Annotated in this window: 7 protein-coding genes; 2 read left to right on the top strand and 5 right to left on the bottom strand. The window is 63.4% G+C overall.

What is annotated here, in order from left to right:
• Positions 1-146: 146 nt before the first annotated feature.
• Entirely contained in the window at positions 147-1028 is an 882-nt protein-coding gene (locus tag V8J88_RS03380; protein WP_338847778.1) for a hypothetical protein, read from the bottom strand.
• A gap of 113 nt (positions 1029-1141) precedes the next feature.
• On the opposite strand from V8J88_RS03380, the gene V8J88_RS03375 reads away from it, so the two are divergent.
• Together V8J88_RS03375 and V8J88_RS03370 are read left to right on the top strand one after the other, a co-directional pair.
• Positions 1142-2794, top strand: coding sequence for a hypothetical protein (locus tag V8J88_RS03375; protein ID WP_338847777.1), 1653 nt, complete (start codon positions 1142-1144; stop codon positions 2792-2794).
• Between the two features lie 24 nt (positions 2795-2818).
• Positions 2819-6481, top strand: a complete 3663-nt coding sequence (locus tag V8J88_RS03370) for a hypothetical protein (RefSeq protein ID WP_338847776.1) — start codon at positions 2819-2821, stop codon at positions 6479-6481.
• A gap of 174 nt (positions 6482-6655) precedes the next feature.
• Here V8J88_RS03370 and V8J88_RS03365 read toward each other — a convergent pair whose 3' ends face one another.
• From V8J88_RS03365 to V8J88_RS03350, 4 genes are read right to left on the bottom strand one after another with little or no spacing between them, the layout of a single operon-like run.
• Entirely contained in the window at positions 6656-8002 is a 1347-nt protein-coding gene (locus V8J88_RS03365; RefSeq protein WP_338847775.1) for an HlyD family type I secretion periplasmic adaptor subunit, read from the bottom strand.
• On the bottom strand, positions 7999-11922 hold the full coding sequence (locus tag V8J88_RS03360) for an ATP-binding cassette domain-containing protein (RefSeq protein ID WP_338847774.1): 3924 nt from the start codon (positions 11920-11922) through the stop codon (positions 7999-8001). Before V8J88_RS03360 ends, V8J88_RS03365 begins: the two co-directional genes overlap by 4 nt.
• A complete protein-coding gene (locus V8J88_RS03355; RefSeq protein WP_338847772.1) occupies positions 11919-13595 on the bottom strand; it encodes a LuxR C-terminal-related transcriptional regulator in 1677 nt (558 codons plus the stop codon). Before V8J88_RS03355 ends, V8J88_RS03360 begins: the two co-directional genes overlap by 4 nt.
• Entirely contained in the window at positions 13579-15636 is a 2058-nt protein-coding gene (locus V8J88_RS03350; RefSeq protein WP_338847771.1) for an efflux transporter outer membrane subunit, read from the bottom strand. Before V8J88_RS03350 ends, V8J88_RS03355 begins: the two co-directional genes overlap by 17 nt.
• Positions 15637-15841 lie beyond the last annotated feature (205 nt).

The raw sequence follows: 15841 nt of genomic DNA, 5'->3' as shown, positions 1-15841 counted from the left end.
TTTTCCCGGGTGAGGCGCAGACCCCTATCTTACTTGGGTTTTGGCCTGCGCCAAAGTGGCAAACTTGACACATGCCATGAACAGCGCAAGGCGCTTGCGGCGTCCTTGCGCTGCCCATCCGTCCCGCTTTGCGAGAACTAGCGCGCCTACCATTGCAGTTTATCGATATTGTCGATGTCAATCACGCCATCTTCGGTGCGGATCACCGCGTGCTTGCCATCGCCGATATCAATGCTGCCGTGTTCGCTGCCGCTGGTGACTTGCTTGCCATCGATTTCCAGCGTCCAGCCGCCATGCGCAGTGGAAGCGCCCGGCCCGCCGCCGAAATCGACTTCAATCACATCCGTCCATTTGCCGCTGCCGCCGCCATCGACCCAGGTATGGCCATCCAGCTCGCCAAAGACAAACAAGTCATTCCCGGCTTCGCCGTACAGCTGATCATCGCCGGCGCCGCCGTAAATCGTGTCATTGCCCTTGCCGCCATAGATGTTTTCATCGGCGTCGCTGCCCTTGATCACATCATTGCCTTTGGTGCCCTCAATTTCAACCGGCTCAGCCGGAGCTTCGGTTTTGACCGGTTCCGGGGTCGAAGTTTGTTTCGGCTCAGGCGTCGAAGTTTGCTTCGGTTCGGGGGTCGAAGTTTGTTTCGGCTCGGGCGTGCTGGTCTGCGCCGGCTCTGCGGTTTGGGTAGTCGCAGGTTCGCTGGTGCTGTCCTTGTCCTTGTCTTTGTCGTTGTCCTTGTCTTTATCCTTTCCAGGCGAAGTGGTTTGCGTCGGCGCCGGAGTGGCCGTTGGCGCCGGCGTGCTGCTCGGGGCCGGCGTGGCGCTTGGTTCTGGCGTACTGCTCGGCGCTGGCGTGGCGCTTGGTTCTGGCGTCGCACTCGGCGCCGGTGTCGCTGTCGGTGCGGGTGTAGCCGTCGGCGCCGGAGTCACGCTGGGTTCCGGCGCAACCGTCGGCGCCGGGGTTTCCGTCGGCGCAGGCGTCAAGGTCGGCGCCGGCGTGCTGGTCGGCGCAGGGGTTTGCGTCACGTTGCCGTTGCCGTTTCCGTTGCCATTTCCGTTGCCATTCCCTGGCCCGGTGGTTTGGGGTGGCGCAGGTGTTTGCGTCGGTGTCGTCGTCGTGGTCACCGATGGGGTCTGTGTTGGTTCAGACGTTTGCGTCGGCGCTGGCGTTTGCGTCGGTGCTGGCGTTTGCGTTGGCGCAGGTGTTTGCGTCGCATTGCCGTTGCCGTTGCCGTTGCCATTCCCTGGCCCGGTGGTTTGGGTTGGCGCAGGTGTTTGCGTCGGTGCTGGCGTTTGCGTTGGCGCTGGCGTTTGCGTTGGCGCTGGCGTTTGCGTCGCATTGCCGTTGCCGTTGCCGTTGCCATTCCCCGGCCCGGTGGTTTGGGTTGGCGCAGGTGTTTGCGTCGGTGTCGTCGTCGTGGTCACCGATGGGGTTTGTGTTGGTTCAGACGTTTGCGTCGGCGCTGGTGTTTGCGTCGGTGCTGGCGTTTGCGTCGGCGCTGGTGTTTGCGTCGGCGCAGGGGTTTGCGTCGGCGCCGGGGTTTCTGTCGGCGCAGGTGTTTGCGTCGGCGCAGGGGTTTGCGTCGGCGCAGGGGTTTGCGTCGGCGCAGGTGTTTGCGTTGGCGCAGGTGTTTGCGTCGGCGCTGGTGTTTGCGTCGGCGCTGGTGTTTGCGTCGGCGCTGGTGTTTGCGTCGGCGCAGGTGTTTGCGTCGGCGCAGGTGTTTGCGTCGGCACAGGTGTTTGCGTTGGCGCAGGGGTTTGCGTTGGCGCAGGGGTTTGCGTCGGCGCAGGGGTTTGCGTCGGCGCAGGGGTTTGCGTCGGCGCAGGCGTTTCCGTCGGCGCAGGTGTTTGCGTCGGCGCTGGTGTTTGCGTTGGCGCAGGTGTTTGTGTCGGCGCAGGTGTTTGCGTCGGCGCAGGCGTTTCCGTCGGCGCCGGTGTTTCCGTCGGCGCCGGTGTTTCCGTCGGCGCCGGTGTTTCCGTCGGCGCTGGTGTTTCCGTCGGCGCTGGCGTGTCGGTCGGCGCTGGTGTTTCCGTCGGCGCTGGCGTTTCCGTCGGTGCCGGCGTTTCCGTCGGCGCAGGGGTTTGCGTCGGCGCAGGTGTTTGCGTCGGCGCAGGTGTTTGCGTCGGTGCAGGTGTTTGCGTCGGCGCAGGTGTTTGCGTCGGCGCAGGGGTTTGCGTCGGCGCAGGGGTTTGCGTCGGCGCAGGGGTTTGCGTCGGCGCTGGCGTTTGCGTCGGTGCTGGCGTTTGCGTTGGCGCTGGTGTTTGCGTTGGCGCAGGGGTTTGCGTCGGCGCAGGGGTTTGCGTCGGCGCAGGGGTTTGCGTCGGCGCAGGGGTTTGCGTCGGCGCAGGGGTTTGCGTCGGCGCAGGGGTTTGCGTCGGCGCAGGGGTTTGCGTCGGCGCAGGGGTTTGCGTCGGCGCAGGGGTTTGCGTCGGCGCCGGGGTTTGCGTCGGCGCAGGGGTTTGCGTCGGCGCCGGGGTTTGCGTCGGCGCCGGGGTTTGCGTCGGCGCCGGGGTTTGCGTCGGCGCCGGGGTTTCTGTCGGCGCTGGTGTTTCCGTCGGCGCAGGCGTTTCCGTCGGTGCTGGCGTTTCCGTCGGTGCAGGAGTTTCCGTCGGCGCGGGTGTTTCGGTCGGTGCTGGTGTTTCCGTCGGCACTGGCGTTTCCGTCGGTGCAGGAGTTTCCGTCGGCGCTGGCGTTTCCGTCGGTGCCGGCGTTTCTGTCGGAGCCGGTGTTTCGGTCGGCGCGGGCGTTTCCGTCGGGGCCGGTGTTTCCGTTGGAGCCGGTGTTTCCGTAGGAGCCGGAGTTTCGGTCGGCGCTGGTGTTTCTGTCGGCGCTGGTGTTTCAGTCGGCGCCGGGGTTTCTGTCGGCGCTGGGGTTTCAGTCGGCGCCGGGGTTTCTGTCGGCGCTGGTGTTTCCGTCGGCGCAGGCGTTTCCGTCGGTGCAGGCGTTTCCGTCGGTACAGGCGTTTCCGTCGGCACCGGCGTTTCCGTCGGAGCCGGGGTTTCCGTCGGGGCCGGCGTTTCCGTCGGAGCCGGTGTTTCCGTCGGTGCCGGGGTCTCGGTCGGCGCAGGGGTTTCCGTCGGAGCCGGGGTTTCCGTCGGGGCCGGTGTTTCCGTTGGAGCCGGTGTTTCCGTCGGCGCCGGTGTTTCTGTCGGAGCCGGAGTTTCGGTCGGCGCTGGCGTTTCCGTCGGGGCCGGAGTTTCGGTCGGCGCTGGCGTTTCCGTCGGTGCCGGCGTTTCCGTCGGCGCTGGTGTTTCCGTCGGCGCCGGGGTTTCTGTCGGGGCCGGGGTTTCTGTCGGAGCCGGAGTTTCGGTCGGCGCTGGCGTTTCCGTCGGCGCTGGCGTTTCCGTCGGTGCTGGCGTTTCCGTCGGTGCTGGCGTTTCCGTCGGTGCTGGCGTTTCTGTCGGCGCTGGCGTTTCCGTCGGTGCCGGCGTTTCCGTCGGCGCTGGCGTTTCGGTCGGCGCAGGCGTTTCCGTCGGTGCAGGAGTTTCGGTCGGTGCCGGGGTTTCCGTTGGTGCCGGGGTTTCCGTCGGCGCCGGTGTTTCTGTCGGAGCCGGAGTTTCCGTCGGAGCCGGGGTTTCCGTCGGCGCTGGTGTTTCCGTCGGCGCAGGAGTTTCGGTCGGAGCCGGAGTTTCCGTCGGCGCTGGTGTTTCCGTCGGTGCCGGTGTTTCGGTCGGCGCAGGGGTTTCCGTCGGCGCTGGCGTTTCCGTCGGAGCCGGTGTTTCCGTCGGAGCCGGTGTTTCGGTCGGCGCCGGAGTTTCGGTCGGCGCTGGCGTTTCCGTCGGTGCTGGTGTTTCGGTCGGTGCCGGCGTTTCGGTCGGTGCCGGCGTTTCCGTCGGAGCCGGCGTTTCCGTCGGAGCCGGGGTTTCCGTCGGGGCCGGGGTTTCCGTCGGCGCTGGTGTTTCGGTCGGCGCAGGGGTTTGCGTCGGCGCAGGAGTTTCGGTCGGGGCCGGGGTTTCCGTCGGTGCAGGCGTTTCCGTCGGCGCTGGTGTTTCCGTCGGAGCCGGTGTTTCCGTCGGCGCCGGTGTTTCCGTCGGTGCAGGCGTTTCCGTCGGTGCTGGTGTTTCGGTCGGGGCAGGGGTTTCCGTCGGGGCCGGCGTTTCGGTCGGTGCAGGCGTTTCCGTCGGCGCTGGCGTTTCCGTCGGCGCTGGCGTTTCCGTCGGCGCTGGCGTTTCCGTCGGTGCAGGCGTTTCCGTCGGTGCTGGTGTTTCGGTCGGAGCCGGGGTTTCCGTCGGGGCCGGCGTTTCGGTCGGTGCAGGCGTTTCCGTCGGGGCCGGTGTTTCCGTCGGCGCTGGTGTTTCGGTCGGCACCGGTGTTTCGGTCGGTGCTGGCGTTTCCGTCGGGGCCGGGGTTTCTGTCGGAGCCGGAGTTTCGGTCGGCGCTGGCGTTTCCGTCGGCGCTGGCGTTTCCGTCGGCGCTGGCGTTTCCGTCGGTGCGGGTGTTTCCGTCGGCGCCGGGGTTTCGGTCGGGGCCGGCGTTTCCGTCGGCGCAGGGGTTTCCGTCGGCGCAGGGGTTTCCGTCGGGGCCGGTGTTTCCGTCGGTGCCGGCGTTTCCGTCGGCGCTGGTGTTTCCGTCGGGGCCGGTGTTTCGGTCGGCGCAGGCGTTTCCGTCGGGGCCGGTGTTTCCGTTGGAGCCGGTGTTTCCGTCGGAGCCGGGGTTTCTGTCGGCGCTGGCGTTTCCGTCGGTGCGGGTGTTTCCGTCGGCGCCGGGGTTTCGGTCGGCGCAGGAGTTTCCGTCGGAGCCGGGGTTTCCGTCGGGGCCGGCGTTTCCGTCGGCGCCGGGGTTTCGGTCGGCGCCGGAGTTTCGGTCGGCGCCGGAGTTTCCGTCGGTGCTGGCGTTTCCGTCGGTGCTGGCGTTTCCGTCGGTGCAGGCGTTTCCGTCGGTGCAGGCGTTTCCGTCGGAGCTGGTGTTTCCGTCGGTGCAGGTGTTTCCGTCGGAGCCGGGGTTTCCGTCGGAGCCGGTGTTTCGGTCGGCGCAGGCGTTTCCGTCGGCGCCGGTGTTTCCGTCGGTGCCGGAGTTTCGGTCGGCGCTGGCGTTTCGGTCGGCGCAGGGGTTTCCGTCGGTGCTGGTGTTTCCGTCGGTGCAGGCGTTTCCGTCGGCGCTGGCGTTTCGGTCGGCGCAGGCGTTTCCGTCGGTGCAGGAGTTTCGGTCGGGGCCGGTGTTTCCGTCGGAGCCGGGGTTTCCGTCGGCGCTGGCGTTTCCGTGGGAGCCGGGGTTTCGGTCGGTGCCGGAGTTTCGGTCGGCGCTGGCGTTTCGGTCGGCGCTGGCGTTTCCGTCGGTGCTGGCGTTTCCGTCGGGGCTGGCGTTTCCGTCGGAGCCGGCGTTTCCGTCGGAGCCGGCGTTTCCGTCGGAGCCGGGGTTTCCGTCGGGGCCGGTGTTTCCGTCGGGGCCGGTGTTTCCGTCGGCGCTGGTGTTTCGGTCGGCGCAGGAGTTTCCGTCGGGGCCGGTGTTTCCGTCGGAGCCGGGGTTTCCGTCGGGGCCGGTGTTTCCGTCGGCGCTGGTGTTTCGGTCGGCGCAGGAGTTTCCGTCGGGGCCGGAGTTTCGGTCGGCGCTGGCGTTTCCGTCGGGGCCGGAGTTTCTGTCGGGGCCGGAGTTTCTGTCGGCGCAGGGGTTTCCGTCGGCGCAGGCGTTTCCGTCGGCGCTGGCGTTTCGGTCGGGGCCGGGGTTTCCGTCGGCGCTGGCGTTTCCGTCGGTGCTGGTGTTTCCGTCGGTGCCGGCGTTTCGGTCGGCGCAGGCGTTTCCGTCGGAGCCGGCGTTTCCGTCGGCGCCGGGGTTTCCGTCGGCGCAGGCGTTTCCGTCGGCGCCGGGGTTTCATTCACCACCGGCGCCACATTCTGCGCCACATCCGCCCCGCCACGCGCGGCTTCCGGCTGTTCTGCTTGCGGGATATTGGCGAAGGTTTCTGCCGTTGTTTGTGGCGATGTCGCTTGCGCGCCTGCCGGGGTGGGCTGTGGATTGGCTTCGGCGGGGGCTGGCGCTGCGGCGACTGTGCTGCTGGCGCCTTCCGGGGCTTGATTCGGGGTCGGTTTTTCCGCTGGCGTTTCAGCGCGGTTTTGCGCGCCGGCGGCGCCGCTGCGGCCTGCGCCTTGCGGGGTCACTTCGCCAAAATCGTTCGCATCGTGTTCGCCGCCAGCCTGCACAGCGTCAATCGCGGGATCAATTTCCGCCGCTGGCCGCACGCCCTCTTCCATCGGTACGCCATCCTGCCGTCCGGCGCTGCGGTCGGACATGCCGGCGATGTGCTGTGAAGCGCGGCTGCCCTGGCGTGCGATTTCCAGATTTTCCTCCATGCGCTGGCCGCTTTGCTCACGCTGCTGCACGCGCTGGTCGTTGTCGCGCATGGCGGTCTGCACATTTTCATTGCCGCTGTTCTCGCCCCGCTCCGGCGCATCAATTCTGTCCAGCACTTGTTCTGCCGCATTCCCGCCCTGGTTGCGGCTTAACACTGTCAGATCATCAAACAGCGCTGCTTCCTGGTTGATATCCTGCTGTGTTCTGGCGCCATGCTGCGCTTGTTCTTGCGCCCCGTCTTCATTGTTATTTTGCTCTGCCATGATGTGCTCCGCATCTGTTTGCCGGCGCGCAGGCGCCTTGGCTCAGCTTGCAGTGTATTGCGGCAAATACAAGCCGCCAGACAGCCAAAGGTTATAGTTCCTTATCTTTCCTGGAAGGCGCCGGAGACCGCGTTGACCAGTGGCTTGGTCAAATAGGCTAACAATGATTTTTCGCCGGTGCGGATCTCACCGATCACGCCCATACCGGTGCGCAGCGGATATTTGCCGGCTTCGTTGCCAACCCAGGGTTGGGTTAAGCGCACCCAGCCCCGGAAATAGGGACGGTTGTTTTCATCCACCAGATGGGAGGCGGATATGCGCTGCAATACGCCTTTGGCGAAACCATAGCGCGCATAGTCGTAGCTGGTGGAGCGCAAGTTGACCGGCTGGCCCACTTTGACATAACCGATGTCCTGCGAGGAAATGCGCACCACCACTTCCAGCGTGACATTGTCCGGCACCACTTGCATCAACAAGGCGCCGGGCATGATCACCTGGCCTACGGTTTGCACGCGCAAATCATGCACATGGCCGGTGGCCGGCGCACGCACTTCCAGACGTTCGACTTTGGCGCGCAGGCGTTTGAGCGATTGTTCGACTTCGCTGCTTTCGCCATTGACCGCGCCCAGTTCGGCCAATACATCGCGCCGGGCCTGGTTGAGATAGTCGGCGCGGCGCTGCAAGACTTCATCTCTTTCATGCGTGATGACGGCGATTTCCTGCTGCAGGCGGGCGACTTCGCCCTGTGCGCTGAGGGCGGCGCGCCGGGTTTCCAACAGGGTGACGCGGTTGATCAGGCGCTGCTCGGCCAGATCTTCGCGCAGCTTTTGCATTTCGCTGGCGACTTTGGCCTGTTCCTGCGCGGTCTGCAAACTGGCTTGCAGTTGCTTGAGGCGGTTGCCGCGCTGCTCGATCTGTTGTTCTAAAATCGCCAGCGCGGATTGCTTTGTGCTGAGCGCGCTTTGATACAGTTGTTGCTGATCAAGCGCGCTGCGCCTGTCCTGCAAGGCCAATTTGCTGAATTCCGGGACACGCTGATCAGCTTGTGCGGCCAGCCGTTCGGCGCGGGCGCGCAAGCCGTCGTAACGCACTTGCAATTGGGCCAGCTCGGCCTGGCTTTGCGCGCCATCAAGTTTGAGCAGGGTTTGCCCGGCTTGCACCAGGCGTTTATCTTCCACCAGAATCTGCGACACGATGCCGCCATCCAGATGTTGCACCACTTTGATTTCGCCTCTTGGTATCACTTCGCCCGGCGCATGCGCGATTTCCGGCATTTCGGTGAGTGCGGCCCAGCCCACGCATATGAATACAATCAGGGCGAGTATCAGAATGCCGCGCCGCACGAAACGCGGCGCCATTTCTTCTTCAATATGCAAAGAATCGGCCAATAAGCGGCGCTGGCGCCGGCCCAGCTGTTGGCCTTTGCTTGCATCCGGCTGCTGATTCATTTCCGTCCCCCTCCCAATACTTTGTCTTTGATTTGCTCAAAGCGGCCGGCGGCGCTGATCGCGCCATGTTCCATGTATAACACCAGGTCGGCCAGGCGCATATGTCCCGGTCTGTGTGACACCATCAAAATCGTGGCTTTGCCGCGCCAGTAGTTGAGGCAGCGCAGCAGGGCTTGCTCACCGGTTTCATCCATGCCCTTGCCCGGTTCATCCAGCAACACCAGATTCACCGGCTTTAAGATTGTCCGCGCCAGGGACAGGCGTTGGCGAAATCCGTTGGGCAGCAATTCGGCGCTGCTGTTGGAAATGCGGGTGTGTTTACCTTGCGCCAACGCTGCCACATCTTCGCTCAAGCCGGCCATTTGCAATGCCCAGTCGATTTCCGCGTCTGAGGCGCCGGGATGGGCCAGGCGCAGATTTTGCGCTACTGTGCCGTGAAACAGTTCGCATTGCTGCGGCATATAGGCGATGCGGGCGCGCAGGTCGGCGGCGGAAAGTTGGCGGATGTCGGCATTGTCCAGCCGGATTTGCCCGGCTTGCGGTTGATACAGGCGCACCACCAGTTTCAACAAGCTCGATTTGCCACAGCCATTCGGGCCGGTGACGATGATGAATTGGCCAAAGTCGATCTTCATATTAATTCCCAGCAAAGCCGGGTCGGCGTCATTTGCGTAGCGGAATGAGACGCGCTGGAAATTCAAATTACCTTGAAATTGGGGACGGATCGCCTGCCGCGCGCCGCCGTCGCGCTCGCCTTTCAGGTGCATCAGGTTTTCAATCTGGCGCATGGTGGTGCGCACCCGCACCAGGGTCATGCCGGCGTTGAACATGCCTTGCATCGGCCCCACCAGCCGCCAGACGATCATCATCGAGGCGATCATGGCGCCGCCGCTCAAGACGCCATTGATCGCCAGCAAGGATGAGGTGGCCAGGGTGGCCACGCCGGCGCATACGCCCAGCAGCTGGCCGCAACTGTTAAACAGGGCTTGGCGCCGGTTGCTGGCGAAATTCGCCATCACCGCTGCGCCTGACAAATCGCGAAAACGTTGCAGCCAGGCTTGTTGCGCGCCGGCGTTGCGCAGCGCCCGCATATGGCTTAACAATTCGTTGAGGAATTCATTGCGTTCGCTGACCAGATTGCTGGCGTTGCCGGCAATCGCATGGCCGAAATGGTGCGAAATCAGGCCAAGCACGGTGAATAAGGCGGCGGTGCAACATACCACCAGGCTGAGCCAGGGACTGATCAGTCCTATCGCCAGTAATAAAATCAGGCTGCTGGGCAATTCAAACGCCAGCAGCGCCAGGGGGCCGAGGAAGATGTCGCGCAAGCTTTCCAGATTTTTGATGCGGCCGAGTTGGCGTGTCACTGAAATTCCGTCCATGCTGGCGGTTTGCAGGCTGATAATGTGATCAAAAATGCCGATGCCCAATAAGAATTCGCTGCGCCCGCCGAAGAAAGCCATGATGCGGCTGCGCAGTCCGCGCATGCGCCATTCCAAGGCCACCGCCAGCAGCGCGCCGAGCAGCAATAACATGCCCAAACGCATATCGCCGGCAGGAATCACGCGATCATAAATACTGGCGACAAACAGGGGCGGCGCGAGCGCCAGAAATGTCGCCAGCAGGGACAGTCCGAATGCGGTGCCGACCTGTCTGCGCTGTTTCCAGAATAATTCGGCGATCCAGCTTTTATTGGCCGGGGTCAGGTGTTCGATTTCGCCGGCGCGGAATAACATGCACGCCACTTGCCGCCGCTCGTCTGCCGGCAACACGATTTCACTCTGCGATGCGGCGTCCCAGACCAGCCAGCCTTGTTCGTTGCGCGCCAGGATCACGCAGGCCGGCGCGTGCGGCGGTATGTATAAGACCGGCAACAGGCGCGCATCCAATTCGCGCAGGCTGCTGTTAAATGCGTGCGCCTGCCAGGCCAGATTCGACATCAGCATGCACAGGCCGGTTAAGTCGAGCTGGCCGGATAGATGCGGGATGGCTTCGGCCAGTTCGCGCCGGTCTTCCTGCCATTGCAAGGCGCGCAGCAGCGGAATCAGGCATGCGGAAAAGTCTGAGCTTTGTTGGAAATGCCTTTGCACAAATTGCTCCAGGCTTTCGCTTTGCTGCGGCTGCGGCGGTATGTCGTGGTCGTGGTTTTCGATTTCCGGCGTCACGCTTTCCGGCGCGGCTTCGGTGTGCAGGGCGCCGTCATACAGATACAGGCGGCGCGTGGCGAGCGCGGCGAGTGAGGGGCGGTGCGTCACCAGTACCATGGCCATTTTGCCTTGCTGGCTGCGCAGGTAGTTTTGCAGCAGGCGGTCGGCGTCCATGTCGAGCGAGGTGTTGGCTTCGTCAAACAGCAGGACTGAGGGTTTTTGCACCATCACGCGCACCATGCATATCAATTGGCGCACGCCTTCCGGGATAATTTCTGTCACGCCTTCGGACAGCCGCGTTTCATAGCCCATCGGCATGGCGGCGACGATGCGTTCCAGGCCGAGCTGGACGGCGATTTGTTGCGCTTCGCGGTTCAGCCCGGGTTGAAACATGGTCATGTTTTCCAGCACGGTGCCGGAAAAAATGGTCGGCCTTTGCGCCAGCAGGCCGATTTCCTGCGCCACGCTGGCCACATCAAAACTGTGCAGATCCACGCCGTCGATCTGCACCCGTCCCTGCGCCGGGCGCAGCGAGCCGTTCAACAATGACAGCAGGCAGCTTTTGCCGGATCCGCTGTCGCCGCTGATGGCGATGCATTCGCCCGCCGCCAATTCAAGCGAGAGATGCTGAAACAGGGTCTGACCGTTTTCTTTTTGCATGCAGACATCTTGCAGGCGCAGATTTTGCTGCAATGGCAGCAAGGCGGGACGCCCCATTTCCTGCGCCACCGGCTGATGCAATATCTGATCCAGTCGCTGGCGCGCTTCAATAAACAATTGATAGCGCAGCCAGACCGCGAGTGAGCGGGTCAGCGGTTGCAGTGCGCGCACTGACAGCATCATGCAGGCCGATAGTGCGCCAGGCGTCATATTGCCGCGCATCACCAGCAAGCTGCCGCCGAAAATAATGCCAATGATCATCAATTGCGCAAACAGGCCACCCATGCTGGCGGCCAGATTGTTGGCGTGGGTCAGGCTCTGTCCCATGCCGGCATTGGCCTCTTCCAGGCGCTCGTAACGGCGCTGTAATTGCGGCTCCAGGGCCATCACTTTGACTGAGACAATATTCGCCAATACTTCTTCGAGAAAGGAAAAGCGGCGCTCATCCAGGTTTTGCCGTTCGATGATCAATTGGCGCAGCCAGCGCGCAAAGCGGATCACCACCAGGCCGAACACCATCAGCAAGATCAGCGGCAAAATCGCCAATGGCCCGCCAATGAACATGATCAGGCCCAAAAACAGCAGGGAAAACGGGAGGTCAAACAGCACCAGCAAGGCTTGCCCGGAATAAAATTCGGCGACGCGTGAGGCGGCTTGAATTTTTTCTGAATAGCTGCCGGATTCCTGTTTTTGGTAGGTTTCCAGCGGCATATACAGTAAATGGGCCAAGGCGCGATTGCTCATGGCGTGTTCAAAACGCGCCCCCAGCCAGGCAGTGATCATGCCGTTCATGGAGCGCAAAATTTCTTCCAGCAAAATCGCCAGCAAGATGCCCAGCACCAGGAAAAACAGTGTGTCGAGCGATTTATTGGCGACCACGCGATCCATGATTTGCAGCATGGCCATGGGTAAAACCACGGCCAGCAAATTGGCCAGCAGCGCTGCCAGGCCAATCCAGGGCAGCATGCGGCGCAGATCGGGCGAATGCCAGATGCTGTGCAAGGCTGAACGCAGGGCGGTATCGGGCGCGCTGTCTTGCGCTCGCGCACTGCTGTCCTGGCGCATGAATGGATTGGCGCTGGCGGCGGCAAACAGATTGGCGAGCCGTTTCACAGGCAGCCCTCCGCCAGCCAGGCCAGCACCATTTCCACCATCGGGTGCGCGATCTGCAGGCGCATTTCTGCCCCGCTGCCGCTGCCGCGCAGCACTCCGCTGGCGATCGCCAGTTGCAATGCGCTTTCGGCCCCGCCGGCTTGCAGCCAGGCGTTGCGCGTGATGCCGGGGTTGCATGCCGCCATTTGCAACAGGCGGCAATCGAGTTGCAATTCGTCCAGCCGGGCGCACACAATCAGGGCCAGGGTCAGGCCGGGGGTGTTGCGGCGTTCCGGCCCGCTTTGCACGCCGCGCCGTTTGCAATGGCGCGCCAGCTCAAGCGCAAACAGCGGCACGCCGCCGGCCAGCTCGCAGAGTTGTTGCAATTGTTGCCGCCCCAGGGTGTGCTGGCCGGCTTCCTGGCGCCAGACAGTGCTGATTAAGTCCTGGATCGCCGCCGGGGGCAGGTGTTGCAAGCGCAAGTCGGCCTGCACCGGCGCCAAAGTCCCCAAGGCGGGGACAAAGCGGCGCGCACTCAGCAGCAACAGGCTGGCGCGCTGTTGCACGGTATGAATCAGCTCGATTTGCTGCGCCGGCGGCAGTAGATGCAAATCATCGATGATGCACAGGCCGTGCCCGCGCCAGATCTGTTCCAGCTTGGCGCAATCGGCGCTGACGCCGCAAATCACATCATGCAAAAACACGCCGTCAACGTCTGCCACCACGCGTAAAAACATGAGCGGCAATTGGCGCGCCAAGGCCAGATTCGCCAATTCGCGGCACAGCATCGATTTTCCCATCCCGGTTTCGCCCGACAGCAGCAGCAAGGGACAGGGTTGCGCCGCTTTGCGCGGCGCAAACATGCGTTCCAGCGCCTGGCTCAGCATGGCCCATTCCTGTTCCCGGCCTGCGCGCGCGCAAGCGGGCCGCTCGCCGCGCCAATACAACATGTGCAGGCCGTCCAGCTCAAAGCAGGCGTGGCCGTCGGCCTGGCTGTGCTGGCTCAGGGTTTGCGGGTCGATCATGCCCAGCGCTTCGAGTAATTGACAGCAGGGGCTGGCGATGAGTAATTGTTCCGGCTTGGTCTGGCGCAATAATTCACGCGCGCGCCCCAGACTGGCCCCGGCAATCGCTTCGCCGCTCCATCCGCCCTGACTGTACATGCTGGCGCACAAGAGGCCGGCGGACAGCACGGCGCGCAGACTGCCGGCCAGCGGGTAGAGGGTTTGCAGCAGGGCCAGTATTTTGATGGCTTCGTTTTCGCTGATGCGCGAAAGGCCGAACACCATTTCCAGCACATGCCCTTTGCGCGCCAGCAGCAGCGCATCATATTGATAGGCGCAGCCGGCCAGGTGGCCGTGCAATTGGCGCAAGCGGGCATGCGCGGGCGGCAATTCGATGCATAAAATCAGGCAGGGGCGGCGCTGCAGAATGGTGTCTTGCGGCTGGCTGGTGAAGACGCTGCGCGGGGCTTGCTGTTTGCTGCGCGCCACCGCCATCGCGCGGTTGCTGACGTGCAGCCGTTTGAATAAAGCCACCACATGTTGTTTCACGGTGCCGACGCCGATTTGCAATTCCTGGGCGATTTCTTTATTCACCTTGCCTTCACTGAGCAGCTGCAAAATCTGGCGCTGACGCGGGGTCAGGCCATCGGTGTCATTTTGCGCTGTGCTGAGTTCATTGGCGCGCGCCATCGGCTGCCTCCTGCGCCATGCTGCCCATCAGATCCGGCATCCTGGGCATGTCCTGCGACTGCGCTTCACTGGCGCCGAGCACGGTGCTCATTTTGAGCGGAGCGGATTGGCCGCCAATCGCTTGGGCCGGCAAAATCTGGCAGGCAGGCAATATTTCCCGCAGCGTTTCACACCATTGTTCACCTTCTTCGATGCTGCTGAAATTGCCGGCGTAGGCGAGTAATCTGCCGCCCACTTTGCGCATCAGCAATTGCCGCTCTTGCATTTCCTGCGGGAAGCGCTGGCGCAGCTGGCGCCAGAGTTGCGCCGCATCCGCGCGCTGTCCCAGCGCGCCCAGCTCGGCAATCCAAACCGCTTCCCCGGCCTGCCGCAAGGCCAGTCCGGGAGCGCTCAGGCGCGCCGGCTCTTGCTCTGGCGGCGTGCTGGCCTGCGTCTCAGGGGCGGATGGCGCTGCGCTTTGCCCATCCAGTCTTGCGCTGTGCGCTTTGGCCGCATGGCTGGCCGGCGCCAGCAAGACGCTGGCTTGTAAATAGTGCTGTTGTGGCCGGCTGCCCTGCCCTGGCAGCGCGGCCTGCGGCGTGACACCGCCGCCCAAGGCGGCAAACAGATTGACCAGACCGCGCAAATGTTCTTGCCGGATCCGTAAGCTTTCATCCAGATTGCGTTGATAACTGCGCTCGGCTTCCAGCAGGCTGGCGGTATCGAGTGCGCCGGCGTCCCAGGCGCGGCGGCTGTGTTGCCAGGCGCGCAGCGAGGCGTCCACCGCCACTTGCTGTAAGCCGGCGCGCTGTTTTGCTGTATCCACGCTGGTCAGGGCGGAATTGACTTCGCGCATGGCCAGATAGATCACGCGCATATAGCTTTCCACCATTTCGCGGTGTACTGAGCGGGCATAATCAACTTCGGCGCGCCGTTTGCCGCCATCGAAAATATTCGCCGACAAATTCGTCACCACATTCCACAGCCGCGCCTGGGGAGAAAACAATTCGCTCAACACATGCGACCCCATGCCGTATTGCATGGACAAATCGAAGCTTGGCAAAATGCGCGCGCGCGCCACATCGATATCCGCATCCGCTCCCAGCAAACGCGCTTCCAGCACGCGGATATCAGGCCGCCGCAGCAGTAACAGCGCAGGCAGACCGGGGGCGACTTGCGGCGCGCGCAAGGAGTCCAGGCCGGCGTCGGAGAGTTGCAGCGGCTGTGCTGTGCCGCTCAGAAATTGCAGGGCGTGCAGGCTTTCGGCGCGTTGCAATTCGAGCGCCGGCATGGTGGCGCGCACCGCATACACGGCGGCGCGCTGCTGTTCGAGTTCGGTGATGGTGGCGTCCTGCCTGTCATAGCGCGCCTGCACGGCCAGCAGCATGCCTTCCAGCAATTGGCCGATTTCTCGCGCCACGCGCAGACGGTCGTTCAAACTCAGGTATTCAATATAGGCGTTGGCCAGACTGGCCAATAGTTGGCGGCGCGTATCGTCGCGCTGAAACAGGGCGCGGTACCACTGCATGCGGGTGGCATCCAGACCGGCTTGTTTTTCGCCCCAGATATCGGGTTGCCAATCCAGACGCAAACCGAGTTGATAGGTATGCTGAGTTTTACTGGGCTGGCCGGGCCGCAAGGACCCCAGGCCATCTTCTGGCGCTTCGCTCTTGGCTTGCAGCGGCAGATTGAGTTCCGGCCAGCGCGCGCCAGCCGCCTGATTGACGCGCAATTGCGCCTGTTCCATGCGCAGATTGGCGATTTTCAGATCGGGATTATGTTGCAAGGCTTGCGCAACCAGCCGCTCCAATTCTGCGCTGCCCAACTGTTTCCACCACTCGTCCAATTCCGGCGCCAGGCCGGCGACTTGCAGCACGGCGCTGCGCGGGTCGGCGGCGCCGGGCGCTTGCGCATAGCTGGCCGGCAGTTCAATCGGCGGCACATGGTAAGCGGCGCGCTGGCTTAAGCAGGCGCTGCACAACAAGGGCAGCAACACGGCGCACCAGCGGCCAAGCGGCCCGCCGGCGAATCCCCTGTTTGCCTTACCCCGGTTAACACGCATGCCTGCTCCCCTTTGCTGGCAGGGGCCGGCGCAAGTCCGGCCCGGATTGCTGATTCGGGCATAGCTTTCAAATAAATATGGTTAATTTATTACTATTTTAATACGTACCATATTCAATACATATAAGCAATGCCGCTATCATGCATGATAGGTTGATTTCACCATAGGGGAAAAATAAAGGCGGGAATTTCTTTGTTGCGGCGGG

The sequence above is a fragment of the Massilia sp. W12 genome, from assembly GCF_037300705.1.
GTDB lineage: Bacteria > Pseudomonadota > Gammaproteobacteria > Burkholderiales > Burkholderiaceae_D > JACPVY01.
This window is presented reverse-complemented; position numbering and strand designations above follow the sequence as displayed.